The following is a 23,206-nucleotide window of genomic DNA, read 5'->3' as shown; positions in this document are numbered from 1 at the left end:
TCGCACTCCGATGCGAGGGTGTGCCACTGCGCGGAGTGGATCCCGCGACGTGGGAGGCTATCGCTCAGGTCGGCGCCTCGCGCACTCCGTCCCGCGACAGTGAGCTGCGGATCGAGATCGACTGCCTGGTCGAGAACCCGGTCGACCGATGACCGGCGGCCGCGAGACGCCGATGAGCCAGAGCCCCCAGACCCCGGGACCCCCCGAACCGCAGACGCCCCGAACAGCCGAAGGACTCCGATGACCCACTCCGCCGAGCCGAAGATCACCCTCGCCGTCGTCGACGACCACAAGATGCTCCTGGGCGCCCTCACCGAGTGGATCAGAGGAGCCGCCTCCGACATCCAGCTGGTCGCCGCCGTCGCCTCCTGGCCGGAGCTGCTCACGCACCCGGAGTTCCCCGTCGACGTGGTCCTGCTCGATCTCGACCTCAAGGACAACATCCCGATCTCGGTGAAGCTCTCGACGTTGAAGACCACCGGGGTGAAGACGGTGCTCATGAGCACCTACTCCGAGCCCGCCGTCGTCCGCGAGGCCCTGGCGTCAGGAGCCCTCGGCTACCTCGTCAAGACCGAGGACGCCGACATGATCGTCGAGGCGATCCGCGCGGCGAAGGACGGCCACTCCTACATCTCGCACGAGCTCGACATGGCACTGTCCACCGGTGACTCCGACGGCGCGCCCAAGCTCAGCGCGCAGGAGCGCCGCGTCATGGCCCTCTACGGAGGAGGCGAGCCCGTGAAGTCCGTCGCCTTCGAGCTCGGCATCTCGGAGGAGACGGCGAAGTCGTACCTCAAGCGCATCCGCGAGAAGTACCGCGTCGTCGGCATCGACGTGGGCACCAAGGTCGCTCTGCGCAAGCGCGCCATCCACGACGGGATCCTGATCGAGACGGATTGAGCTTGTCTGCCCGGCGGTCCCCGCCCGCCGGGCCGCAGTCGGCTTCTCCACGGGATGAGTACCGCAGAGCGGCTTGCGGCGCCCTGCGTGAATCCGCTGGCACGCGGATTCACGTCGCGGGGCTCGGACGGTGTCGTCCTGCACGGCGGTCCCCGCCCGCCGTGCCGCAGTCGGCTTCTGCACGGGGTGAGTACCGCAGAGCGTCCTGCGGCGCCCTGCGTGAATCCGCTGGCACGCGGATTCACGTCGCGGGGCTGCACCCTTCGCACGGCGGTCCCCGCCCGCCGTGTCGCAGTCGGCTTTCCGACGAGGGCGCGGACCGCAGAGCGGCCTGCGGCGCCCTGCGTGAATCCGCTGGCACGCGGATTCGCGTCGCAGGGCTCGCGCCGGGGTCGAGCCGCGATGCGGGAGCATTCTGCTGGTCGAGTAGCCGGCCGGAGGGCGGCGTATCGAGACCCACGTCCTCCCGCGGCTCCGGCGGAAGAACGCCGCTGCGCGCGCTGGGGCACAGCTCGCGAGCCTGCGGGGCACGCAGCCGGGGCGCAGGGCGGCACATCGCGGTGCACCGCCCCTCCTCTCGCCAGTGTCGCGAGCTGCGAGACGCCGCCCGGCGTCCGCTACAGGGCGTTGATGGGGACGCTGCCGGTGCCGGGGGCGGCGGGCTCGCGCGGGGCGGGGTAGGCCGTGCCGCGGGCGCGGTCGATCGCGAGGCTGCCGAGGGCGAGGAGGATGCCCGCGGCAGTGAGGACCACGCCCACCCAGATGGGTGAGAGGTAGCCGAGTCCGGCCGCGATCGCGACGCCGCCGAGTGCGGCGCCGACGGAGTTGCCGATGTTGAGCGCGGAGTGGTTGAGCGCGGCGGCGATCGTCTGACTGTCGCGCGCGACATCCATCAGACGGGTCTGGATCGCGGGCGAGGCACCGGCCGAGAACCCGGCCGCGAGGAACGCGAACACCAAAAGACCCACCGGCGTCGTGGCCGTGAGCGCGAGACCGACGAGCGAGACGCCCACCCCCGCGAACAGCACGATCAGAGCGAGCCGCACGTTCTTGTCCGCCGCCCAGCCGCCCGCGAGGTTGCCGACGGTCATGCCCAGTCCGATGACGACCAGGACCCACGGAACGGCGCCCAGCGGCAGACCGGTGACCTCGGTCGAGAGCGGGGTGATGTAGCTGTACATGGCGAAGAGACCGCCGAAGCCGATCGCGCCGATGGCGAGCGTCATCCAGACCTGCAGGCGTCCGAAGGCCTTGAGCTCGTTGCGCATCGTCGCTGCAGGGTTCCCCGGCTGGTGCGGCACCAGGAGGGAGACCGCGACGACGGTGGCGGCGAAGATGGCCGCCACCACCAGGTAGGCGGAGCGCCAGCCCGCGTTCTGTCCCACCCAGGTGATCGCGGGAACCCCCACCACGTTGGCGATCGTGAGACCGGACAGCACGAAGGCGACGCCCTTGCCGCGGCTGCCCGGCCCCATCAGATCGGCGGCGACGAGGGAGGCGATGCCGAAGTAGGCGCCGTGCGGGAGCGCCGCGACGAACCGGGCGACCAGCACGAGCTCGAAGGTCGGCAGCAGCGCCGAGGCGATGGTGCCCAGCGTGAAGGCGACGAGCAGACCGAGCAGCAGGCGCTTGCGCGGCCACCGGGCGGCGGCCGCAGCGATCGTGGGCGCTCCGACGACCACCCCGAGCGCGTACGCCGAGATCAGCATCCCGGCCTGCGAGTTCGCGAGCTCCGTGTCGGTCGCCCAGACGCCGGGGAGCAGATCGGCGGCGAGCTGGGGCAGCAGTCCCATCGCCACGAACTCCGTGGAGCCGATGCCGAAACCGCCCATCGCGAGGGCGAGGAGGGCGAGACGGGTCCGGGCGGGCGAGAGAGTCACCGGACCAGGGTACGGGCATTCCGAGCGGTGTCGAAACGATTCGAGCGGGAGAGCGCTCCCGCTCGGCTCACTCCCCCAGCGCCTGCCCCAGCCGCTCGATCTTGGCGTCGATCTCGCCGGAGTAGCCGGGCCGGATGTCGGCCTTCAGCACGAGCGAGACGCGCGAGCCGAACGTGCCGACCGCCTCCGTCGCCCGCTTGACGACGTCGAACACCTCGTCCCACTCCCCCTCGATCTCGGTGAACATCGAGGTGGTGCGGTTCGGCAGACCGGAGTCGCGCACGATGCGCACCGCTGCGGCGACCGCGTCGTGGACGGAGGCGTCGGGGCCTTCGCCGCCCGAGGGAGCGACCGAGAACGCGACGAGCATGATGACCTCCTGCAGCGCGGCCGCCGGTCGGCCGCTGGGTCCGAGCCTACGAGCCCGGAGGGGATCAGCGCGCGAGGGCGGAGGCTCCGAGGGGGACGTCCTCGAAGCGGGTGACGACTCCGCGCGATCCCGAGCGCCAGAGCTCGCGCACGACCCAGCCGAGCAGCATCAGCAGCAGCACGTTCCGGACCGACAGCACGAGCACCATCCACCAGTGCGACCAGAGCAGGAAGAGGTACAGGTACGGGTAGACGAGCTGCGTGAACGCCGCGACCCACAGGGTCAGCTTCGCGGGGATGCGGAAGGCGTCGCGGTCGACGACCAGCCCGGCGATCACCGGTGGGGCGAGCCAGACGACGTACTGCGGCGAGAGCACCTTGTTGACGTCGATGAACACCACGACGAAGGCCAGCGCCAGCAGCGGGAGCAGGCGGGCGGCCGAGGCGCCGGAGCGCAGGGCGCGAAGACCCAGACCCGCGACGACCAGCATGGCCGCCGCGAGCAGCGGGGTCATCAGATCGGCCGCGACGTCCGTCCCCGGTCCGTGCATCTCGAAGGTGTTGATGTCGGCCGCGTACCAGACGTAGCTGCCGGAGCCCGGGAGCACCGAGAGCCACATCCACGGCGTGCTCACCACCGCTTCGATCTGCAGCCCCCGGGTGGTCTGGTCCGAGACGAAGCTGAAGACCTGCTCGCCCCCGCCGACCAGCACGACTCCGAGCACGATGACGGCGGAGGCGAGGACCGGCACGACGATGCGCCGCACTCGGCCCCGCAGCACCAGCACGGCGGCGGCGAGCACCGCGGCGGGCCAGACCTTGACCCAGGTGGCGATCGTCAGCAGGAGCGCGGAGGCTCCCGGCCGCGTGCCGACCCACAGCATTCCGGCGATCACCGGCGGAGCGGTGAACGCGTCGATCCGCCCGACCGCGATGGGGCCGAGCAGGACGAGGAACAGCAGCCACCAGCGTGCAGCGGCCAGTCGCGCCGACCGGCGGCCGTGCAGGAGGAGACCGAATGCCGCCGCGTCGGCGAGAGCGACGAGGACGAGCCAGACGACGTCGTACCCGGCGGCACCGAAGAGCCACGAGGCCGCGATCGGCGCCCAAGCGAGGATCGGGTAGACCCAGCCCGTGTCGATCCCGGCGACGCCGCCTCCCTCGACCGCCGTCTGCATCCACTGCTTGTAGACGATGCTGACGTCGCCCATCGGCAGTCCGGGCGCGAACAGCGCCAGCACCGCCAGCAGCAGGTGCACCAGGGCGAAGCCGCCCCAGAGCACGGCGGCCGAGTCGCGGTTCTCGCGCAGCCAGACCGTGGGGCGGGTCCTCGCCGGGGTTCCTGGGGTCGTCACGGCGTCATCATAGAGCGGCTGTCGAACGGCATCCTGGCAGGCGCGGAGCGCCGGAGCACCGGTCAGTAGCCGGCGAACGCATCGGTGCGGACCCGCTTCGCCCCGGCCCCGCGGAGGGCGCCGCGCACCGAGTCGACGAAGGTCGGCGAGCCCGAGACGTAGCCGACGCGGCGGGGCGCGTCCGGGACCAGATCGGCGAGCGAGGCGGCCGTCAGTCGGACCGACGAGTGGGCCCAGCCGTCGGGGAGCGCACGCGGCGCGTCGGGCGACAGGAGCACGACCCGCGCTCCCGACGCCTGCAGCAGCTCACGGTACGCGGCGTCCTCGAGCGTCGCCGCCGCGTAGACCACCACGACATCGCGCGCGGGGCCGTCCGCGAGGGCCCGCAGCTGGCTGGCGAACGGAGTGATGCCGATGCCGCCCGCGACGAGCAGCAGCGGCACGGAGGGATCCGACGGCAGGACGAAGTCGCCGCCGACGCCCGTTGCCCGCACGACGGCGCCCGGCTCGAGGTCGGCGAGGGCGCGCTTGAAGCTGCTCGCCTTCTCGGGCACGCGCATCGCGATCGCGATCTCTCCGTCCCGGGGAGTGGAAGCGATCGAGAAGGTGCGACGGCTCCCCCTCGCATCGGAGCGGTGCGGCAGATCGAGCTCGATCCACTGCCCGGGCTCGAAGCGCAGCGGCGAGGCCGACCGGAAGCGGTACTCGGTGATGCCCGGCGCGATCGACTCCGCGGAGCGCAGCTCCAGCGGCAGGCGTCGACGCTGGCGGAACGCGAAGGCGAACGCGAGGGCGTTGCCGACCACGAGGCCCAGCTCGGGGCTCGAGTAGAGGATCCCCCAGTGGAACGGCACGCTGGTCAGCAGCGCCGCCACCACCGCCACGACGAGCTGCTGCGAGCGGCGGGGCGCCAGCGTCAGCGGCTCCGTGAGCATGAAGGCGCCCGCGAAGACGAACGGGTAGGCCGTGAGGACCGACAGTGCGGCCGCCCCGACCTCCTGGCCGGCGAGGACCGACTGGGCGACGGACACGGATCCGGCGACCAGCACGAAGACGAGGAAGATCGACCAGCGGCGCACGCGCGCCACGATCAGCAGCGCGGCGACGAGCACCCAGGGCCACAGAGCGCCCGTCGGCAGCACCCAGGCGGCCGCGGTCAGCGACCCCTCCGCCGGGGTGCCCTCGAGCAGCCCCTGGGCGAGGGCGACGAGCAGGACCGCCACCGCGGCCGGGTTGAACACGTGGCGCCCCCGCCAGGCGAGGACGTACTTCGACGCCGCCGCGATCGCGCCCACCAGCGCGACGACGAGCAGGGCGTCCGGTTCCGCGGTGGGGAAGAGCAGGAAGGCGATCAGGAGCCCGGTGACGAGCGAGGACTCGAGGTGCGCGGGCGAGGCGCACCGCCTTCGCGAGCAGCCAGGTCACCGCGGTCGTGGACGCGACGGCGACCACCGCGGTGGCGGCGATCTCGAGCGGTCGGAAGAAGATCAGCCCCGCCGCGGAGTAGCCGAGCGCGACCGCGAGGAGCGCGGCGAGCGTCATCCAGACCAGGCGGTACATGGTGATGCGCCCGAGGGCGCGATCGAGGGTGCCGATCATCGGAAGACCTCTCCGGGGAAGCGGGGCGAGTGGTGGAGGGTGCCGTCGCTGAACACGCGGACGAACTCGAAGTCGAAGCGTTCGGCGAGAGTCTCGGGAGGGCTGACGAACAGCGCCGTGGCGAGTCCGTCGGCGAGCAGAGCCGTGTCGGCGATCACCCAGGTCGCGACCACGGTGTCGACGGGTCGGCCGGTGCGCCCGTCGAGGACGTGGTGGAGACCGTCGCCCCAGGCGCGGCGGTTGCTGGCGGAGGCGCAGAGCGCACGCTCGCCGGGGACCGCCACTCCGATCGCCCGCGCCGGGTCGTAGGGGTGCTCGAGAGCGACGCGGAAGGGACCGGCGCTGCGGGCTCGGAGGTCCCCTCCGGCGTCGACCACCGAGTGCTCGACACCCGCGGCGTCGAGCTCGGCCAGGACGAGATCGACGAGCTGGCCCTTCCCCGCTGCGCCGACGTCGAGGACCACCGCCCGTGACGTCGACACGACGCGACCCCCTGCCGCGCGGGCGTCGGACCAGGAGGGCGGAGCGGAGACGGGTTCGCGCGCGACGAGCGTGTAGTCGGCGTCGTACCCCAGCTGCTCGAGGGCGTCGCCCACGAAAGGCGTCACGGCGCCGTCGGTGAGCCCGTGAAGGGCGTCGTAGAGGGCGAAGAGCGCGTCCGCCTCCTCCGGGAAGACGTGCTCGCCCGGCTCGGTGCGCAGGCGTGACACCGCCGAGTCGTCGCGGAATCGCGACCAGGTGCGGTCGTACTCCCCGATGCGCGCCTCGACGCGGGAGCGCACGCCCGCGCCGAGGGCGTCACCGGAGTCGATGCGCCAGACGGTCCCGATCGCGTCGAACCGCCAGACGTGCTCGAGCACGTGCCGGTCGTCAGGCCGCGGCATCGGCCTTGATGGTCTCGACAGCATCGTTGAAGCCGCCGGAGGTGAGGGAGGACCCCGAGACGACGCTCACGTCGAGCTCGTCGAGGGAGACCCCGACGACCTCGCCGGAGATACCGCTCGCGAAGCGCTCCTGGTACTGCTCGCCGGTGGGGTTCTCGGACTGCGGGGTCACCGTGACGGCGGTGACGACGCCGCCCTCGAGCGTGAGCTCGACGCCGACGGTCTCGTTGCCCCCGGGCGAGGTGTACGCACCCTCGGCGTCGTAGGTGCCGTCGGCGTACGCGCTGTCGCCGGCGGCGGCGTCACCCGCGGCGGCGTCGGTCGAGGTGGTCGCAGGCTCCGACGCGGCGGAGCTCGGGGCCGTCGTCTCCTCGGCGGAGTCGGTGCCGGCGGTGGCCGTGCTGGAGCAGGCGGCGAGGGCGGCGAGGGTTCCCGCGCCGGCCAGGAGGGTCAGGGCGTAGCGGACGGGGAGTCGTGGTCTTCGCGGTCATGTCTGTTCTCCTGAGTGGGGGGCGGACGCGGCTGTCGCTCCCGACCGTAGGGACGGGAGTTGTGGGGTTCCGATGAGGCACCCGTGCGGCTCCAGTGACAGACCCGCGCCGAGCGCTTCTCCCGGGACAACGACCCGGCGGCGGCATCGGTTCAGTGTCGCCGACCCATAGCTTGGCTGTCCTTCTCCCCGGTCAGTCCAGGAGGCTCGCGACGACCCGCGGGAGGTGCTCGGCGATGTCGAGGGCGGCGATCGGCCCCCCGCTCGACGCGGACTCGCCCGCACGGGCGTGCAGCACGGAGGCGGCCGCCGCGACGGACACGAGCTCCCGGTCGCCGAGGGCCGTCCCTCTCGCCTCGGCGTCGGCGGCGCTCCCCGCGAGCAGGGCGCCGAGCACTCCCCCGAGCACGTCGCCGCTGCCGGCTGTCGCGAGCCACGGAGTCGATCCGCTCACGTCGAGCGCGACGTCGCCCGCCACCACGTGGGTCGTGCTGCCCTTGAGCAGCACGCAGACCTCGAACCGCTCGGAGGCGCGGCGCGCCCATCCGGCCGCGTCCGCCGCGATCGACGTGGCGTCGACGTCGACTCCGGCCCGCTGGAGCATGCCGGCGAGCTCGCGGAAGTGGGGCGTCACGATCACCGGTCCGTCGACCTCGCCGATCAGGTCGAGCGCCCCCGCGTCGAGCACGACGGGCACTCCCGAGTGCAGCTGCTCGAGCAGCACTCCCCGCTCGGAGTCGGAGCGGTCGTCGGCGCTGGTCCCGGACCCCACGAGCCAGGCCTGCACGCGCCCCGCACCGGTCACCACTTCGGGCCGCCGAGCGAGCACGAGCCCCGTGGGCCGCTCGGGGCCCAGGTACCGCACCATGCCGACCCCCGTCCGCACGGCCGCCTCCACCCCGAGCACCGCCGCCCCCGGATACCTCTCGGACCCGGTCGCGACCCCCAGCACCCCCTGCTGTACTTGTCGTCCTCGGCCCGCGGCCGCCTGACCACGCGCCCCGCATCCTCCGCCGTGAACCTCGTCATCTCCCCACCCTAGATCGCCCCACTGCACCCCTCCTGCCCGCGCACGACGTCCCTCGCCCCGCTGCCTCGCGCACTCAGCGCGCGCCTCCCCGCACCGGCCCGCGCGCCCCGCGCACGGCCACCCCGCACCGGCTCGTGCGCCCCGCGCACGGCCCCTCCCCCTCCGGCTCGTGCGCGCGGCGCACGGCCCTCCCCCTCCGGCTCGTGCGCGCAGCGCACGGCCCTCCCCCCAACCGGAGTTGCGCGCGGGGCGTGGGTGGTGCAGTCGCAAGGCGGAGGAGGAAGCGATACCGGCGGTATCGCGCCCGACGACAACGCCGCGAATGCGCCGCCCACGCCCCGCGCTCACCGGCGGGTGGCGTCGTCCACTTCGCCGACGAGCTCCTCGATGATGTCCTCCAGGAACAGCACCCCCGTGGCCGTCCCCTGCTCGTCGAAGGAGCGGGCGAGGTGCGCTCCGGTGCGGCGCATGATCGCGAGGGCGTCCTCGAGGTCGGTGGCCTCGAAGATCGAGGCGAGCTGCCGGATCCGCTTGGCCGGGATGGGCAGGCGGAACTTCGCTCCCTCGGTGTCGCCGTCGAGGTCGAGGACGTCCTTGAGGTGGATGTAGCCCTCGGGTGCTCCGTCGGTGCCGAGGACGACGTAGCGCGAGAAGCCGTGCTTGGCGACGGCGCGCTCGACGTCGGCCGGTGTCGCGCCGGCGGGGAGGCTGACGATGCCGTCGAGCGGGAGTGCGACGTCGTGCACCTTCTTCTCGGTGAACTCGAACGCGGCGAGGAGGGTGCTGGAGTCGCGCAGCGTGCCCTCCCGGGTCGACTGGTCGACGATCGTCTGCACCTCCTCGAGGGTGAAGGTGCTGTTCGCCTCGTCCTTCGGGTCGACCCGGAACAGGCGGAGCACGCCGTTGGAGATCGCGTTGAGCGCGACGATCAGGGGGCGGATCACCCGGGCGATGGCGACGAGCGGGGGCGCGAGCAGCAGCACCGCCTTGTCGGGCATCGAGAACGAGATGTTCTTGGGCACCATCTCGCCCAGCACGACGTGCAGGAACGACACGATCAGCAGGGTGATGACGAAGGCGACGGTCCCGGTCAGCTCCTCCGGCAGTCCGACGGCGTGTAGCGGGATCTCGAGCAGGTGGTGGATCGCCGGCTCGCTGACGTTCAGGATCAGCAACGAGCAGACGGTGATGCCCAGCTGCGTGGTCGCCAGCATGAGCGTCGCGTGCTCCATGGCGGCGAGGGCGGTGATCGCGCTGCGGCGGCCGCTCTCGGCGAGGGGCTCGATCTGGGAGCGGCGCGCCGAGATGACGGCGAACTCCGCTCCGACGAAGAAGGCGTTCGCGGCGAGCAGCACCACGAGCCACGCTATTCCGGCCCAGTCACTCATCGCCGGCCTCCTTGCGTGCTCGGTGGGACCGTCCCGCGTCGGCCAGCGGGTCCGGCAGGGTGTCGGGCTCGGCGTCGGGGTCGGGGGTGAAGCGGATGCGGTCGATCCGGCGCCCGTCGAGGCGCTCGACGCGGAGCGAGCCGCCATCGACGGCCACCTCGTCGCCGGCCTCGGGCAGTCGTCCGAGCTCGCTCATGATGTAGCCCGCGACGGTCTCGTAGGGGCCGTCCTCGGGGATGGCGACGCCGACGCGGTCGCGGACCTCGTCGGGGCGGAGCATGCCGGGGAACGTGGTGGAGCCCGGCAGCTTCACGACGTCGGGACGGGAGCGGTCGTGCTCGTCCGCCACCTCGCCGACGAGCTCCTCGACCAGGTCCTCGAGCGTCGCGACGCCCGCGGTTCCGCCGTACTCGTCGACGACGACCGCGAGCTGGAAGCCGCGTCCGCGCAGCTCCGTCAGCAGGACGTCGAGCTTCATCGTCTCCGGCACGCGCAGCGGCTCGGAGCGCAACGCCGTGACGGGCACCTCGGACCTCTTGCCGCGCGGGACGGCCACGGCCTGCTTCACGTGCACGACTCCGACGATGTCGTCGATGTCGTCGTCCGTGATCGGGAAGCGCGAGAGCCCCGTGGTGCGGGCGAGGTCGAGGACGTCCTGCGCCGTGCTCGAGCGCTCGACGGTGGAGAGTCGGAGCCGGGGGGTCATCACGTCGCCGGCGCTGAGGGCCGAGAAGCGGAGGGTGCGCCCGAGCAGGTCGGCCGTGTCCTCCTCGAGCAGCCCGGCGCTCGCGGAGTGCCGGACGAGGCTCGAGAGTTCCTCGGCGCTTCGCGCCCCCGAGAGCTCCTCCTTCGGCTCGATGCCCATGAGGCGCAGGAGCGCGTTGGCGCTGCCGTTCAGCAGGGCGACAGCGGGACGGAAGACCGTGGTGAACGCCGTCTGCAGCGGGACGACCAGCTTGGCGGTCGCGCGGGGCAGAGCGAGGGCGAAGTTCTTCGGGACGAGCTCGCCGAGGATCATCGAGAGCAGCGTGGCGATGACGATCGCCACCACGGTCGTGATCGGCGAGACCGCCGCCTCGGGCAGCCCGAGGCCGAGGAAGGGCTGCTCGAGCAGCGTCGACAGGGCCGGCTCCATCGTGTAGCCGGTGAGGAGCGTGGTGAGCGTGATGCCCAGCTGCGCGCTCGAGAGGTGGGTCGACGTGACCTTCAGCGCCGCGATCGTCATGCCGAGCCGCGTCTCGCCGCGGTCGCGGCGGGCCTCCAGGTCGGCCCGGTCGAGGTTCACCAGGGCGAACTCGCTCGCGACGAAGACGCCGGTGCCGAGGGTCAGGAGGAGACCGACACCGAGCAGGAGCCACTCAGCACCCATGGAGGGCACCTCCGCTCGACGTGCGGAGGATCCGACCGGCGCTGTTCAGCGCGGCGGGGAGATCGGGGTGCGGGGGCCGGACGGTGCGGTCCGACGGCGGATGAGCAGAGGGAGGGTCGTCCATTGTGCTGCCGAGTCTACCGGCGGCACCGCCGCCGACGGGGCGCACTCCCGAGGATCAGAGCCACTTCTTCGCCTTGAACACCGCGTAGAGCCCGACGCCGAACACGACCATCAGCCCGAGCGCCCAGGGGTAGCCGAACTCCCAGTGCAGCTCGGGCATCTCGTCGAAGTTCATCCCGTACACGCCCGCGATCAGGGTCGGGGCGAAGAGGATCGCCGCCCAGGACGAGATCTTGCGCACGACGTCGTTCTGCGCGAGCCCGGTCTCGGTCTGGCGACGCGAGACGAGCGTCGAGTGCACGGTGAGCGCCTTGTCGAGGATCGCGCGCAGGGCGTCGACCGCCTCCGTCACCCGGATCGTGTGGTCGAGGACGTCGCGGAGCGAGCGGTGCAGCTCCACGTGGTCCGGCGACGCCCCCTCGGCCGGCGTCTCCTCGGCGAGCGCCCGGAGCAGCGCGGTCAGCGGCTGGACGGAGCGCTGGAAGTGGATGACCTCGCGCGAGAGCCGGTAGATGCGCTCCGAGAGCCTGTCGTCCGAGTCGGCCCCGAAGAGCTGGTCCTCGATCTCGTCCACGTCGCCCTGCACTCCCGCGACGACCGGGGCGTACTCGTCCACCACCTGATCGAGGATCGCGTACAGCACCGCCTCCGGCCCCCGGGCCAGCAGCGCCGGGTCCTCCTCCAGCCGACGGCGCACCCGCGCCAGATCCGGGGAGTCGGCGTGCCGGATGGTCACCACGAAGTCCGGCCCGACGAAGACGTGCAGCTCGCCGAAGACGACCGTCTCGTCGGCGTCGAGGTACCGCGCGGGGCGCAGCACCACGAAGAGCCCGTCGTCGTAGCGCTCGAGCTTCGCGCGCTGATGCCCGCTCAGCGCGTCCTCGACGGCGAGCGGATGCAGCCCGAACTCGTGGGCGACGGCCTCGACCTCCTCGCGGGACGGCCGGAACAGGCCGATCCAGGCCATGCCGTTCTCCTCGCGCATCAGCTCGAACGTGTCCTCGAGGGAGTCCGGGTTGCGGATGCGGTGGCCGCCGACGTACACGGCGTTGTCGACGATGGTCATGCGCTCGGTTCTAGCAGACCCGCGCCGGGCTCCCGCTGACGGGCGGGACTCCGGCTCTCAGGTCACCAGCTGACCGGCAGCGCCTTGCCCTCCTCGTAGCCCGATGCTGACTGCAGCCCGACGACGGCGCGCTCGTGGAACTCCGGGACGCTGCGCGCTCCGGCGTAGGTGAACGACGAGCGGACGCCGGACGTGATCATGTCGAGGAGGTCCTCGATCGACGGGCGCAGCGGGTCGAGGTAGATCGTCGACGACGAGATCCCCTCGGCGAAGAGGCGCTTGCGGGCGAGCTCGTACGCGTCCAGGCGCCCGAAGCGCTCCTGCACGGCCTTGGCCGAGGCCATCCCCCAGCTCTCCTTGTAGACGCGGCCCGCGGCATCCGTCCGCAGCTCGCCCGGCGCCTCGATCGTCCCCGCGAACCAGGAGCCGACCATGACGGAGGCGGCGCCCGCCGCGAGGGCGAGGGCGACGTCGCGCGGGTAGCGCACTCCCCCGTCGGCCCAGACGTGCGCACCGAGCTCGCGGGCCCGCTCCGCCGTCTCGAGCACGGCCGAGAACTGGGGCCGGCCGACCGCGGTCATCATGCGGGTCGTGCACATCGCTCCGGGCCCCACTCCGACCTTCAGGATGTCGGCGCCCGCCTCGACGAGGTCGTGCACCGCCTCGGCGGTGACGATGTTGCCCGCGGCGATCGGCACCCCGAGGTCCAGCGCCGAGACCGTGCGCAGCGCCCGCAGCATCGCTTCCTGGTGCCCGTGCGCGGTGTCGAGCACGAGGACGTCGACGCCCGCCGCGACGAGTGCGCGCGCCTTCGCAGCCACGTCGCCGTTGATGCCCACGGCCGCCGCGACGCGCAGACGCCCGTCGGCGTCCAGGGCGGGGTCGTAGATCGTCGAGCGCAGCGCGCCGGTGCGCGAGAGGGTCCCGACGAGGGCGCCGTGGTGCAGCACCGGGGCGAAGTCGAGATCGGCCGCGACCATCAGGTCGAACGCCGCCCGGCCGGTGGTCACGTCGTCCGCGTCGAGGGAGGGGGCTGCGTGGTGCACGAGATCGCCGAGCCTGGCGTCGGACAGGGCCGTCGCGAGGCGCGAAGCGGGGACGCAGCCCCTGACCGTCCCGTCCTCCTCCTGCACGACGAAGCCGTGCCCCTCGACCGCGGGCAGGATCGCGAGCGCCTGCTCGACCGTGGTGGCCGGATCGGCGGTCAGGGCGCCCGAGAAGGCCACCGGCTGGTCCTTCACCCAGCGGATCGCGGCGTCGAGCGACTGGAGGGGCATGTCCTGCGGGAGGACGCCGAGACCTCCGCGACGGGCCAGGCCCGCCGCCAGCCGCGGCCCGGTCACGGAGTTCATGTTCGAGGAGACGAGCGGGATCGTCGCACCCGTGCCGTCGCCCGGTGCGAGCGAGACGTCGAGCCGGCTCGTGACCGAGGAGCGGCCCGGCACGAGGAAGACGTCGGAGTAGGTGAGATCGCCTGTGGGGGTTCCGCCGGAGAAACGCATGCCTCGAACGGTACTCCGACCCGCCCGCGGGGCTGCCGACCGAGATCCGGGATAGGCTTGACGACCGGGACGGGACCAGGCGACGAGGCCGGTCCTCACGGGCGAGGACGACGTTCTCGCAGGTGAGGTGCAGGCATCGAGGGATGCGCGGGCCCGTCCGGATGATCGAGGACGAATCAACGGAGAGAGTGGGCGATCGGCTGTGTCGAGCCAGTTGACCGGAGTGGGAACAGACCAGGGCGCGGAGGACTTCGGGGCCAACGAGTGGCTCGTGGAGGAGCTGTACGAGCAGTACAGCGCCGACAGGGCCTCCGTGGACGAGTCCTGGTGGCCGATCCTGGAGCGCTACGGTCAGCAGCTGGCGGCGAAGTCGCCCGCCGCGGCAGCGCCTGCGGCCCCGGCCGCCCGGCCCCCCGCCGAGAAGCCCGCCGCGGCCGGCCCGTCGACGAGCGCAGGCGGTGCGGTGACCCATCCCGTCACCTCGCAGCAGCCGGGCGCCGCCCCCGTGTCGCGCACCACGTCCCAGGAGCCCAAGAAGGCCCCGATCCCCGCCGATGCACCCGTGGGCACGCCCGCCGCGGCCGAGGCGGAGGCGCAGGAGGAGGACGTCGTCACTCCCCTGCGCGGCATGGCGAAGAGCCTCGCGACCAACATGGACGCGAGCCTCACCATTCCCACCGCCACGAGCGTGCGCACGATCCCGGCGAAGCTGATGATCGACAACCGCATCGTGATCAACAACCACCTGCGCCGCACGCGCGGCGGCAAGGTCTCGTTCACCCACCTGATCGGCTGGGCGCTCATCCGCGCGCTCAAGGACTTCCCGAGCCAGAACGTCTACTACGACGAGCCCGGCGGCAAGCCCTCGGTCGTCGCGCCGGCGCACGTCAACCTCGGCATCGCGATCGACATGCCCAAGCCCGACGGCACCCGCGCGCTGCTCGTCCCGAGCATCAAGCGCGCCGACACCCTGAGCTTCACCGCCTACCTGTCGGCCTACGAGGACCTCGTCAAGCGCGCCCGCGGCAACAAGCTCGTCGCCGGCGACTTCGCCGGGACCACCCTGTCGCTGACCAACCCGGGCGGCATCGGCACGGTCCACTCCGTGCCCCGCCTGATGAAGGGCCAGGGCTGCATCATCGGCGCCGGCGCGCTGGAGTACCCGGCCGAGTTCCAGGGCTCGTCCGAGAAGACGCTCATCGAGCTGGGCATCGGCAAGACGATCACGCTCACCTCGACCTACGACCACCGCGTCATCCAGGGCGCGGGATCCGGCGAGTTCCTCAAGATCGTGCACGAGCTGCTCCTCGGCGGCCGCGGCTTCTACGAGGACATCTTCGCGGCGCTGCGCATCCCCTACGACCCGATCCACTGGTCGACCGACATCGCCGTCGACCTCGCGGAGCGCGTCTCGAAGACCTCGCGCGTGCAGGAGCTCGATCAACTCGTTCCGCGTCCGCGGCCACCTCATGGCCGACGTCGACCCGCTCGAGTACGTGCAGCGCTCGCACCCCGACCTCGCCATCGAGAGCCACGGGCTCACCTTCTGGGACCTCGACCGCGAGTTCGTGACCGACGGCTTCGGCGGCAAGCGCCAGCTCAAGCTGCGCGACATCCTCGGCATCCTGCGCGACTCCTACTGCCGCACCGTCGGCGTCGAGTACATGCATATCCAGGATCCGGAGCAGCGGGCCTGGATGCAGCAGAAGCTCGAGCGCGGCTACGAGAAGCCCGGCCACGACGAGCAGCTGCGCATCCTCGGCCGCCTCAACGAGGCCGAGGCGTTCGAGACCTTCCTGCAGACGAAGTACGTCGGCCAGAAGCGCTTCTCGCTCGAGGGCGGCGAGTCGCTCATCGCCCTTTTGGACGCCGTCCTGCAGGGCGCCGCCGACGAGAAGCTGGACGAGGTCGCGATCGGCATGGCGCACCGCGGTCGACTGAACGTGCTGACCAACATCGCCGGCAAGACCTACGGCCAGATCTTCCGCGAGTTCGAGGGGACCCAGGACCCCAAGACGGTCCAGGGCTCCGGAGACGTGAAGTACCACCTCGGCACCGAGGGCACCTTCCGCGGCGCCGGCGGCGAGGAGATCCCCGTCTACCTGGCGGCGAACCCCTCCCACCTCGAGGCCGTCAACGGCGTGCTCGAGGGTGTGGTCCGCGCCAAGCAGGACCGCAAGCCCATCGGCACCTTCACCACCCTGCCGATCCTCGTCCACGGGGACGCGGCGATGGCGGGCCAGGGCGTGGTCGTCGAGACGCTGCAGATGTCGCAGCTGCGGGCCTACCGCACCGGCGGCACCATCCACATCAACATCAACAACCAGGTCGGCTTCACCACGCCTCCTCACGAGGCGCGAACCTCCATCTACTCCACCGACGGAGCGAAGACGATCCAGGCGCCGATCTTCCACGTGAACGGGGACGACCCCGAGGCCGTGGTGCACGTCGGCCAGCTCGCCTTCGAGTACCGCCAGCGGTTCCACCGTGACGTGGTCATCGACCTCATCTGCTACCGCCGCCGCGGTCACAACGAGGGAGACGACCCCTCGATGACGCAGCCGCTGATGTACAGCCTGATCGAGGCCAAGCGCTCGGTGCGCAAGCTCTACACCGAGGCTCTCATCGGGCGCGGCGACATCAGCCAGGAGGAGTACGACCGCTCGCACCAGGACTTCCAGGACCGCCTCGAGCGCGCCTTCGCCGAGACCCACGCGGCGCAGACCGGGGCGATCCCGGTGATCTCGCCCGACGGCGACTCCGTCGCCGACCTCGAGCTGCCGGACGCGCAGCAGGGCGAGGACTACCCGGGCGAGCCCGAGAGCACCGGCGTGAAGGAGGAGGTCGTCCGCCTGATCGGCGACGCCTTCAACAACCCGCCCGAGGGCTTCACCGTGCACCCCAAGCTCCAGCAGCTGCTGGCCAAGCGCCAGGAGATGAGCCGCTCCGGCTCCATCGACTGGGCGTTCGGCGAGCTGCTCGCGCTCGGCTCGCTCCTGATCGAGGACACTCCGGTGCGCCTCGTCGGCCAGGACACCCGCCGCGGCACCTTCGTGCAGCGCCACGCGGTGCTGCACGACCGCGGCAACGGCCAGGAGTGGCTGCCGCTGATGAACCTGTCCGAGCAGCAGGCACGCCTGTGGATCTACGACTCGCTGCTGTCGGAGTACGCGGCGATGGCGTTCGAGTACGGCTACTCGGTCGAGCGCCCCGACTCCCTCGTTCTGTGGGAGGCGCAGTTCGGCGACTTCGCCAACGGCGCTCAGATCGTGATCGACGAGTTCATCTCGTCGGCCGAGCAGAAGTGGGGCCAGCGCTCGTCGCTCGTCCTGCTGCTGCCGCACGGCTACGAGGGTCAGGGTCCCGACCACTCCTCCGCCCGCATCGAGCGCTACCTGCAGATGTGCGCCGAGAACAACATGACGGTCGCCCGCCCCTCGACCCCGGCGTCGTACTTCCACCTGCTGCGCCGTCAGGCCTACTCGCGCCCGCGCCGGCCCCTGATCGTCTTCACTCCGAAAGCGATGCTGCGACTGCGCGGAGCGTCGAGCGCCGTCGAGGACTTCACCTCGGGCCGCTTCGAGCCGGTGCTGGACGACGCGCGGGTGCAGGACGCCTCCGCCGTCAAGCGCGTGCTGCTGCACGCCGGCAAGGTGCACTACGACCTCAAGGCGGAGCTCGAGAAGAAGCCGGACGACGGCATCGCCCTCGTGCGCCTCGAGCAGTACTACCCGGCTCCGATCGAGGGGCTGCGCGCGATCGCGGAGCGCTACCCCGACGCGGAGCTGGTGTGGGTGCAGGACGAGCCCGAGAACCAGGGCGCCTGGCCGTTCATCGCGCTCGAGGTCGCTCCGCAGCTCGGCCGCCCGATCCGGGTCGTGTCGCGTCCGTCGGCGGCGTCCCCCGCCGCCGGATCGGCCAAGCGCCACGCCTCGGAGCAGGCCGACCTGCTGTCGAGGGCCCTCACCCGCTGAGCTCCGGCTCGTGAAACGACGTTCGGCTCGTCAGAACCTCAAGTTCTGACGAGCCGAACGTCTTTCTGTGAGCCGAATGCTGCGAGACGGAGTGTGCGCGCCGAGGGCCGAGCGCCGAGGGGCGGCGAGCCCAGCGGAAACGTCTTTCCGCGCCGGACGCGCGAGCGCGCCGGCCTGGAGGGTGCCGGCTACGCGCTGACGGACGCCGTCGAGTGCGTCGCCTGCGCGTCGCGCAGCATGCCGAGCACCTGGGCGCGGAGGTCCTCCGGCGCCGTCTCCTTGCACGCGCGCTGGACCGCGACGGTCAGCACGACGCCGACCTTCGCCTCGCCGGAGCAGTCCGGGCAGTTCGCCATGTGCTCGCGGATGTCGGCGGCGTCCTCCTTGCACAGCTCGTTGTGCAGGTACTCCTCGAGTTCTGCCTTCGCCTTGGTGCAACCGCAGTCGGTCATTTCGTGCTCCCGGAAGTGAAAGCGGCGCGGAACCCGCGCTCGCGTGCGTAGTCGGTGAGTCGTTCGCGCAGCATGCGGCGGCCGCGGTGCAGCCGGCTCATGACGGTCCCGACGGGGGTCTTCATGATGTCCGCGATCTCCTGGTAGGAGAATCCCTCGACGTCGGCGAAATACACGGCGAGCCGGAAGTCCTCCGGGATCGCCTGCAGGGCCTCCTTGACGGCGGTGTCGGGGAGGTGGTCGATCGCCTCGGCCTCGGCCGAGCGGCTGGAGGTGGCGGTCGTCGACTCGGCGCCGCCCAGCTGCCAGTCCTCGAGCTCGTCGATGGCGCTCTGGTACGGCTCGCGCTGCTTCTTGCGGTACGAGTTGATGAAGGTGTTGGTGAGGATCCGGTAGAGCCACGCCTTGAGGTTCGTGCCCTGCTCGAACTGGCGGAACGCTCCGAAAGCCTTGGCGAACGTCTCCTGGACGAGGTCCTGGGCGTCCGAGGGGTTCTTCGTCATCCGCAGACCGGCCGCGTAGAGCTGGTCGATGAAGGGGAGAGCCTGCTGCTCGAAGAGCGCGCGGAGATCGACGGGGGCGTCGGGCTCGACGGTCGCGGCGTCGTCGAGGGACTCCTCGACGGTCTCCTCGATCGTCTGCTCCGCCTCGTCGGGCGCCGGCGCCTCGGCGGCGGTGCGGGGGCGTGTGGTGTCGTCGCGTGTCATCACAAGCGATCCTAAGCCGCGGGGGCTCGCGAGCACCGGGGTTGCCACTGCGCTCGGGAGTCGCGGGGGACGCTCGAGGACCGCTTCCGCTGATGCTGACGCCATGCTCCGCCTCCGTTCCTCCGCTGCCGACTATCCTGATAACCGATGGTCTTCTCGCGTTATTCCGCTCCCGAGTTCGATCCGTACGGCGACGCCCGCGCGCTCCCCGGAGAGGACGACTGGTCGGCGCCCACGGCACCCGGTGCGCTCGACGCGGTCGTCGAGCTCCCCGGCTCCAAGTCGCTGACGAACCGCGAGCTCGTGCTGTCGGCGCTCGCCTCGGCTCCGTCGACGCTCCGCGCACCGCTGCACTCCCGCGACAGCGCACTGATGATCGAGGCGCTCCGCTCGCTCGGCACCGGAGTGAGCGAGTCGGGCGCGACCGGCGCGTTCGGCGCCGACCTCGTCGTCGATCCCGCCGACGAGCTGCTGGGCTCCACGACGATCGACTGCGGACTCGCGGGCACGGTCATGCGCTTCGTCCCGCCGCTGGCGGGACTGGCGCTGGGTCCGACCACCTTCGACGGCGACGCGTACGCCTACAAGCGGCCGATGGGCGCGACGATCGCGTCCCTCCGCTCCCTCGGTGTCGATGTGGCCGACGACGGCCGCGGCTCCCTCCCCTTCACGGTGCACGGCTCCGGCTCGGTGCGCGGCGGCGACGTCACGGTCGACGCCTCCCGCTCGAGCCAGTTCGTCTCGGCGCTGCTGCTCGCGGGCGCCCGCTTCGACGAGGGCCTGCACCTGCGCCACGTCGGCGACCGCCTCCCCAGCCAGCCGCACATCGACATGACGATCGCGTCCCTCGCGGCGCGCGGCGTCGTCGTCGGCACCCCCGCTCCCGGCGAGTGGACGGTCGAGCCCCAGCAGATCTCGGGTGCCGACGTCCTGCTCGAGCCCGACCTCTCCAACGCCGCGCCCTTCCTCGCCGCGGCCCTCGTGACCGGCGGCCGGGTGCGGCTGCGCAACTGGCCCGAGACCACGACGCAGGTCGGCGCCCACCTCGAGCGCTTCCTCCCCCTGTTCGGTGCGAGCGTCGCGCGGGACGGCGGCGATCTCGTCGTCACGGGCGGCGCCGAGATCCTCGGAGTCGACCTCGACCTGTCGGAGGGGGGCGAGCTCGCTCCGGCCCTGGCCGCACTGGCCGCACTCGCCTCGACTCCGAGCACGCTCACCGGCATCGGTCACATCCGGCACCACGAGACCGACCGCCTCGCCGCCCTCGCGGCCGAGATCACCGGCCTCGGCGGCTCCGTCACCGAGCTCGAGGACGGCCTGCGGATCGAGCCCGCCCCGCTCCACGGCGGTCGCTGGCGCACCTACTCCGACCACCGCATGGCCCACGCCGGAGCGATCATCGGACTGGTCGTGCCCGGAGTGGCGATCGAGGACATCGCGACGACGTCGAAGACCCTCCCGCAGTTCCCCGAGCTGTGGCGCGCACTGGCGGGATCGGTCTAGCCGTGTCCTGGTGGACCGACAGCGGCCTGGACGCCGACGGAGTGCTCGACGACTTCGACGGCTACGACGAATCGGATGCGCGGGTCCGGCCGAACCCCAAGGGCACCAAGCCGCGGACCAAGAACCGGCCCAGCTACGAGGACGCCGAGATCGCGATGGTCCTGGGCGTCGATCGCGGCCGCTACACGGTGATGATCGGCGACGGCACCCCGGAGGAGCACGAGTTCACCGCGGCCAGGGCTCGGGAGCTCCGCCGCCAGGCGATCGTCGCGGGCGACCGGGTGGACGTCGTCGGCGACACCACGGGCGACGAGGGCACCCTCGCCCGGATCGTGCGGATCCGCGAGCGCTCGACGCTGCTGCGCCGCAGCGCCGACGACACCGACGCGATCGAGCGCGTCATCGTCGCGAACGCGGACCAGATGCTCTGCGTCGTCGCCGCCGCCGACCCCGAGCCGCGCACGAGGCTCGTCGACCGCTACCTCGTCGCCGCGTTCGACGCCGGCATCACGCCGATGCTCTGCATCACCAAGACCGACCTGGCCGACCCCGCCCCGTTCCTGAAGAACTTCGAGGGCCTGGACCTGCGCGTGTTCCTCTCGAGCCAGGACGAGCCCCCGGTCGACGAGATCGCCGAGGCGCTGCTCGGCCACGAGACGGTCGTCGTGGGCCACTCCGGCGTCGGCAAGTCCACGCTCGTGAACAAGCTGGTCCCGGATGCGCACCGCGCCACCGGCCACGTGAACACGGTGACCGGACGGGGCCGCCACACGTCCTCCTCCACCGTCTCGCTCCGCGTGGAGCGCGGCGACCGGCGCGGCTGGGTGATCGACACCCCCGGTGTCCGCTCGTTCGGACTCGGCCACGTGAACACCGACAACATCCTCGGGGCCTTCACCACCCTCGCCGTCCTGGCCGAGGACTGCCCTCGCGGCTGCACGCACCTCCCGGACTCCCCCGACTGCGCGATCGTCGAGGCCGTCGAGAAGGGCCTGCTCGGCGCGAGCGGTCCCGAGCGCCTCGACTCGCTGCAGCGGCTCCTGACCACCTTCGCCCCCTCCGACGGAAGCAGACGATGACCGGTACGACCCTCCCCCCCGATCCCCGCCGACGAGAGGCTCGCCGTCGGCGACACCGCTCCCGACGTCACCCTCCCCGACCAGGACGGGAAGCCCGTCGCCCTGGCCGACCTCCGCGGCACGCGCGTGATCCTCTTCTTCTACCCGCAAGCGGACACCCCCGGCTGCACCACCGAGGCGTGCGACTTCCGCGACAGCGTGTCGTCGCTCCGCTCGCACGGCTACGAGGTCCTCGGGATCTCACGGGACACCCCGGAGGCGCTGCGCCGCTGGGCGGACGAGCAGCACCTGGACTACCCGCTGCTGAGCGATCCCGACATGGCCGTCCACCGCGCCTACGGCGTCTGGGGCGAGAAGAACTCCTACGGCAAGACCGTCGTCGGCGTGCTGCGCTCGACCTTCGTGGTGGGCCCCGAGGGCGAGCTCGAGTTCGCGCAGTACAACGTGCGCGCGACGGGCCACGTGCAGGCGCTGCGCAAGAAGCTCAAGCTCGTGTGACGGTCGGCCGTCGGGCGCTCGGCCGTCAGAAGCCCTCGTTGAAGCGCGGGGCGTAGTCGGCGCCGAGCGCCGTCAGCTCGTCGGCGGTCAGCTCGAGCTCGACCGAGGCCACCGCGTCCTCGAGGTGGTGCATCTTCGTCGCTCCGACGATGGGCGCCGTGACGGCCTCCTGCTGCCGCACCCAGGCGAGGGCGACCTGAGCTCGGGGCACGCCGCGCTCCTCGGCGATCCGGGCGACGGTGGCGGCCGTCGCCCGGTCCGCCTCCTCCTGCTGGTGGTAGAGCGTCTTGCCGTACAGGTCCGTCTCGGTGCGCCCGGTCGTCTCGTCCCAGTCGCGGGTCAGACGACCGCGGGCGAGCGGCGACCACGGGATCACACCGACGCCCTGGTCCACGCAGAACGGGTGCAGCTCGCGCTCGTCCTCGCGCTGGATCAGGTTGTACTGGTCCTGCATCGACACGAAGCGCGTCCAGCCGCCGAGGTCGGCCGTGTACTGGGCCTTCGCGAACTGCCATGCCCACATGCTCGAGGCACCGATGTAGCGCGCCTTGCCCGAGCGCACGACGTCGTGGAGCGTCTCCATCGTCTCCTCGATGGGCGTCTTGGGGTCCCAGCGGTGGATCTGGTAGAGGTCGACGTAGTCGGTGCCGAGCCGGCGCAGGCTGTCGTCGATCGCGCTCAGGATGTGCCGACGCGAGAGTCCACCGCCGTTGGGCCCCGGGCGCATCCGTCCGTGGACCTTCGTGGCGATGACGACCTCCTCGCGGACCGCGAAGTCGGCGAGCGCGCGCCCGACGATCTCCTCGCTCGTGCCGTCGGAGTAGATGTCCGCCGTGTCGAAGGTCGTGATGCCGAGCTCGAGCGCGCGGCGCAGGAAGGGCCGCGACTCCTCCTCGCCCATGCTCCAGGCGTGCGCCCCCCGGTCCGAGACGCCGTAGCTCATGCAGCCGAGGATGATGGAGGAGACCTGGAGACCGCTGGAGCCGAGTCGGGTGTGCTGCATGGAGGAGCCTTCGTGTCGGGGACAGGACTCCTCAG

The 23,206-nt window shown here is 71.8% G+C and carries 18 protein-coding genes and 2 pseudogenes; 6 read left to right on the top strand and 14 right to left on the bottom strand.

What is annotated here, in order from left to right:
- Positions 1–240 precede the first annotated feature (240 nt).
- Complete coding sequence (locus AC0CID_RS01040; protein ID WP_207404896.1) at positions 241–900, top strand: response regulator; 660 nt, start codon at positions 241–243, stop codon at positions 898–900.
- Positions 901–1,517: 617 nt separating this feature from the next.
- Here the strand turns inward: AC0CID_RS01040 and AC0CID_RS01035 are convergent.
- From AC0CID_RS01035 to guaB1, 11 genes are all read right to left on the bottom strand, one after another.
- Complete coding sequence (locus AC0CID_RS01035; RefSeq protein ID WP_465225482.1) at positions 1,518–2,780, bottom strand: MFS transporter; 1,263 nt, start codon at positions 2,778–2,780, stop codon at positions 1,518–1,520.
- Between the two features lie 67 nt (positions 2,781–2,847).
- On the bottom strand, positions 2,848–3,150 hold the full coding sequence (locus AC0CID_RS01030; protein WP_207404898.1) for a thiamine-binding protein: 303 nt from the start codon (positions 3,148–3,150) through the stop codon (positions 2,848–2,850).
- Between the two features lie 64 nt (positions 3,151–3,214).
- Positions 3,215–4,504, bottom strand: a complete 1,290-nt coding sequence (locus AC0CID_RS01025; protein WP_465225481.1) for a glycosyltransferase 87 family protein — start codon at positions 4,502–4,504, stop codon at positions 3,215–3,217.
- Between the two features lie 62 nt (positions 4,505–4,566).
- Positions 4,567–5,799 carry an FAD-dependent oxidoreductase gene (locus tag AC0CID_RS01020; RefSeq protein ID WP_465225480.1) on the bottom strand — a complete coding sequence of 411 codons (1,233 nt, stop codon included), beginning with the start codon at positions 5,797–5,799 and terminating at the stop codon, positions 4,567–4,569.
- Between the two features lie 300 nt (positions 5,800–6,099).
- Positions 6,100–6,987 (bottom strand): FAD:protein FMN transferase, encoded by an 888-nt coding sequence (locus AC0CID_RS01015; RefSeq protein ID WP_465225479.1) that lies wholly within the window; start codon positions 6,985–6,987, stop codon positions 6,100–6,102.
- Positions 6,974–7,432 (bottom strand): FMN-binding protein, encoded by a 459-nt coding sequence (locus tag AC0CID_RS01010; RefSeq protein ID WP_465228021.1) that lies wholly within the window; start codon positions 7,430–7,432, stop codon positions 6,974–6,976. Before AC0CID_RS01010 ends, AC0CID_RS01015 begins: the two co-directional genes overlap by 14 nt.
- A 238-nt stretch (positions 7,433–7,670) precedes the next feature.
- Positions 7,671–8,363 carry an ADP-dependent NAD(P)H-hydrate dehydratase gene (locus AC0CID_RS01005; protein ID WP_465225478.1) on the bottom strand — a complete coding sequence of 231 codons (693 nt, stop codon included), beginning with the start codon at positions 8,361–8,363 and terminating at the stop codon, positions 7,671–7,673.
- Positions 8,364–8,851: 488 nt separating this feature from the next.
- Positions 8,852–9,895 carry a hemolysin family protein gene (locus AC0CID_RS01000; protein ID WP_465225477.1) on the bottom strand — a complete coding sequence of 348 codons (1,044 nt, stop codon included), beginning with the start codon at positions 9,893–9,895 and terminating at the stop codon, positions 8,852–8,854.
- Complete coding sequence (locus tag AC0CID_RS00995) at positions 9,888–11,264, bottom strand: hemolysin family protein (protein WP_465225476.1); 1,377 nt, start codon at positions 11,262–11,264, stop codon at positions 9,888–9,890. Before AC0CID_RS00995 ends, AC0CID_RS01000 begins: the two co-directional genes overlap by 8 nt.
- Positions 11,265–11,442: 178 nt before the next feature.
- Positions 11,443–12,453, bottom strand: a complete 1,011-nt coding sequence (corA, locus tag AC0CID_RS00990; RefSeq protein ID WP_465225475.1) for a magnesium/cobalt transporter CorA — start codon at positions 12,451–12,453, stop codon at positions 11,443–11,445.
- Positions 12,454–12,515: 62 nt separating this feature from the next.
- On the bottom strand, positions 12,516–13,955 hold the full coding sequence (gene guaB1, locus AC0CID_RS00985; protein ID WP_465225474.1) for a GMP reductase: 1,440 nt from the start codon (positions 13,953–13,955) through the stop codon (positions 12,516–12,518).
- A 127-nt stretch (positions 13,956–14,082) separates the two neighbouring features.
- Between guaB1 and AC0CID_RS00980 the strand changes: the two are divergent.
- Positions 14,083–15,201, top strand: a pseudogene (locus AC0CID_RS00980) (2-oxo acid dehydrogenase subunit E2); the annotation flags it as partial.
- 172 nt (positions 15,202–15,373) lie between these two features.
- Positions 15,374–17,929, top strand: a pseudogene (locus AC0CID_RS00975) (multifunctional oxoglutarate decarboxylase/oxoglutarate dehydrogenase thiamine pyrophosphate-binding subunit/dihydrolipoyllysine-residue succinyltransferase subunit); the annotation flags it as partial.
- A 188-nt stretch (positions 17,930–18,117) separates the two neighbouring features.
- Here AC0CID_RS00975 and AC0CID_RS00970 read toward each other — a convergent pair.
- Positions 18,118–18,381 carry a zf-HC2 domain-containing protein gene (locus tag AC0CID_RS00970; RefSeq protein WP_207406439.1) on the bottom strand — a complete coding sequence of 88 codons (264 nt, stop codon included), beginning with the start codon at positions 18,379–18,381 and terminating at the stop codon, positions 18,118–18,120.
- Positions 18,378–19,088 carry a sigma-70 family RNA polymerase sigma factor gene (locus tag AC0CID_RS00965; protein ID WP_207406441.1) on the bottom strand — a complete coding sequence of 237 codons (711 nt, stop codon included), beginning with the start codon at positions 19,086–19,088 and terminating at the stop codon, positions 18,378–18,380. The genes AC0CID_RS00970 and AC0CID_RS00965 overlap by 4 nt, the downstream gene beginning before the upstream one ends.
- Before the next feature lie 147 nt (positions 19,089–19,235).
- Here AC0CID_RS00965 and aroA point away from each other — a divergent pair, with 147 nt between their 5' ends.
- From aroA to bcp, 3 genes are read left to right on the top strand one after another with little or no spacing between them, the layout of a single operon-like run.
- Positions 19,236–20,591, top strand: a complete 1,356-nt coding sequence (aroA, locus tag AC0CID_RS00960; RefSeq protein ID WP_465225473.1) for a 3-phosphoshikimate 1-carboxyvinyltransferase — start codon at positions 19,236–19,238, stop codon at positions 20,589–20,591.
- A gap of 2 nt (positions 20,592–20,593) precedes the next feature.
- The gene (rsgA, locus tag AC0CID_RS00955; protein WP_465225472.1) at positions 20,594–21,670 is read left to right on the top strand and encodes a ribosome small subunit-dependent GTPase A; all 1,077 of its coding nucleotides are present in this window, start codon (positions 20,594–20,596) and stop codon (positions 21,668–21,670) included.
- 21 nt (positions 21,671–21,691) lie between these two features.
- A complete protein-coding gene (gene bcp, locus AC0CID_RS00950; RefSeq protein ID WP_465228020.1) occupies positions 21,692–22,168 on the top strand; it encodes a thioredoxin-dependent thiol peroxidase in 477 nt (158 codons plus the stop codon).
- 25 nt (positions 22,169–22,193) lie between these two features.
- Here bcp and AC0CID_RS00945 read toward each other — a convergent pair whose 3' ends face one another.
- Positions 22,194–23,171 (bottom strand): aldo/keto reductase, encoded by a 978-nt coding sequence (locus AC0CID_RS00945; protein ID WP_465225471.1) that lies wholly within the window; start codon positions 23,169–23,171, stop codon positions 22,194–22,196.
- Positions 23,172–23,206 lie beyond the last annotated feature (35 nt).

It is taken from the genome of Rathayibacter sp. AC451 (assembly GCF_979253095.1).
This window is presented reverse-complemented; position numbering and strand designations above follow the sequence as displayed.

Bases quoted from the DNA above. Each gene is read 5' to 3' on its own strand.
- AC0CID_RS00965 (WP_207406441.1), bottom strand. From the start codon at position 19,088: ATGACACGCGACGACACCACACGCCCCCGCACCGCCGCCGAGGCGCCG.
- guaB1 (WP_465225474.1), bottom strand. From the start codon at position 13,955: ATGCGTTTCTCCGGCGGAACCCCCACAGGCGATCTCACCTACTCCGAC.
- AC0CID_RS00995 (WP_465225476.1), bottom strand. From the start codon at position 11,264: ATGGGTGCTGAGTGGCTCCTGCTCGGTGTCGGTCTCCTCCTGACCCTC.
- AC0CID_RS01040 (WP_207404896.1), top strand. From the start codon at position 241: ATGACCCACTCCGCCGAGCCGAAGATCACCCTCGCCGTCGTCGACGAC.
- AC0CID_RS00945 (WP_465225471.1), bottom strand. From the start codon at position 23,171: ATGCAGCACACCCGACTCGGCTCCAGCGGTCTCCAGGTCTCCTCCATC.
- corA (WP_465225475.1), bottom strand. From the start codon at position 12,453: ATGACCATCGTCGACAACGCCGTGTACGTCGGCGGCCACCGCATCCGC.
- AC0CID_RS00970 (WP_207406439.1), bottom strand. From the start codon at position 18,381: ATGACCGACTGCGGTTGCACCAAGGCGAAGGCAGAACTCGAGGAGTAC.
- AC0CID_RS01000 (WP_465225477.1), bottom strand. From the start codon at position 9,895: ATGAGTGACTGGGCCGGAATAGCGTGGCTCGTGGTGCTGCTCGCCGCG.
- AC0CID_RS01030 (WP_207404898.1), bottom strand. From the start codon at position 3,150: ATGCTCGTCGCGTTCTCGGTCGCTCCCTCGGGCGGCGAAGGCCCCGAC.
- aroA (WP_465225473.1), top strand. From the start codon at position 19,236: ATGGTCTTCTCGCGTTATTCCGCTCCCGAGTTCGATCCGTACGGCGAC.
- AC0CID_RS01015 (WP_465225479.1), bottom strand. From the start codon at position 6,987: ATGCCGCGGCCTGACGACCGGCACGTGCTCGAGCACGTCTGGCGGTTC.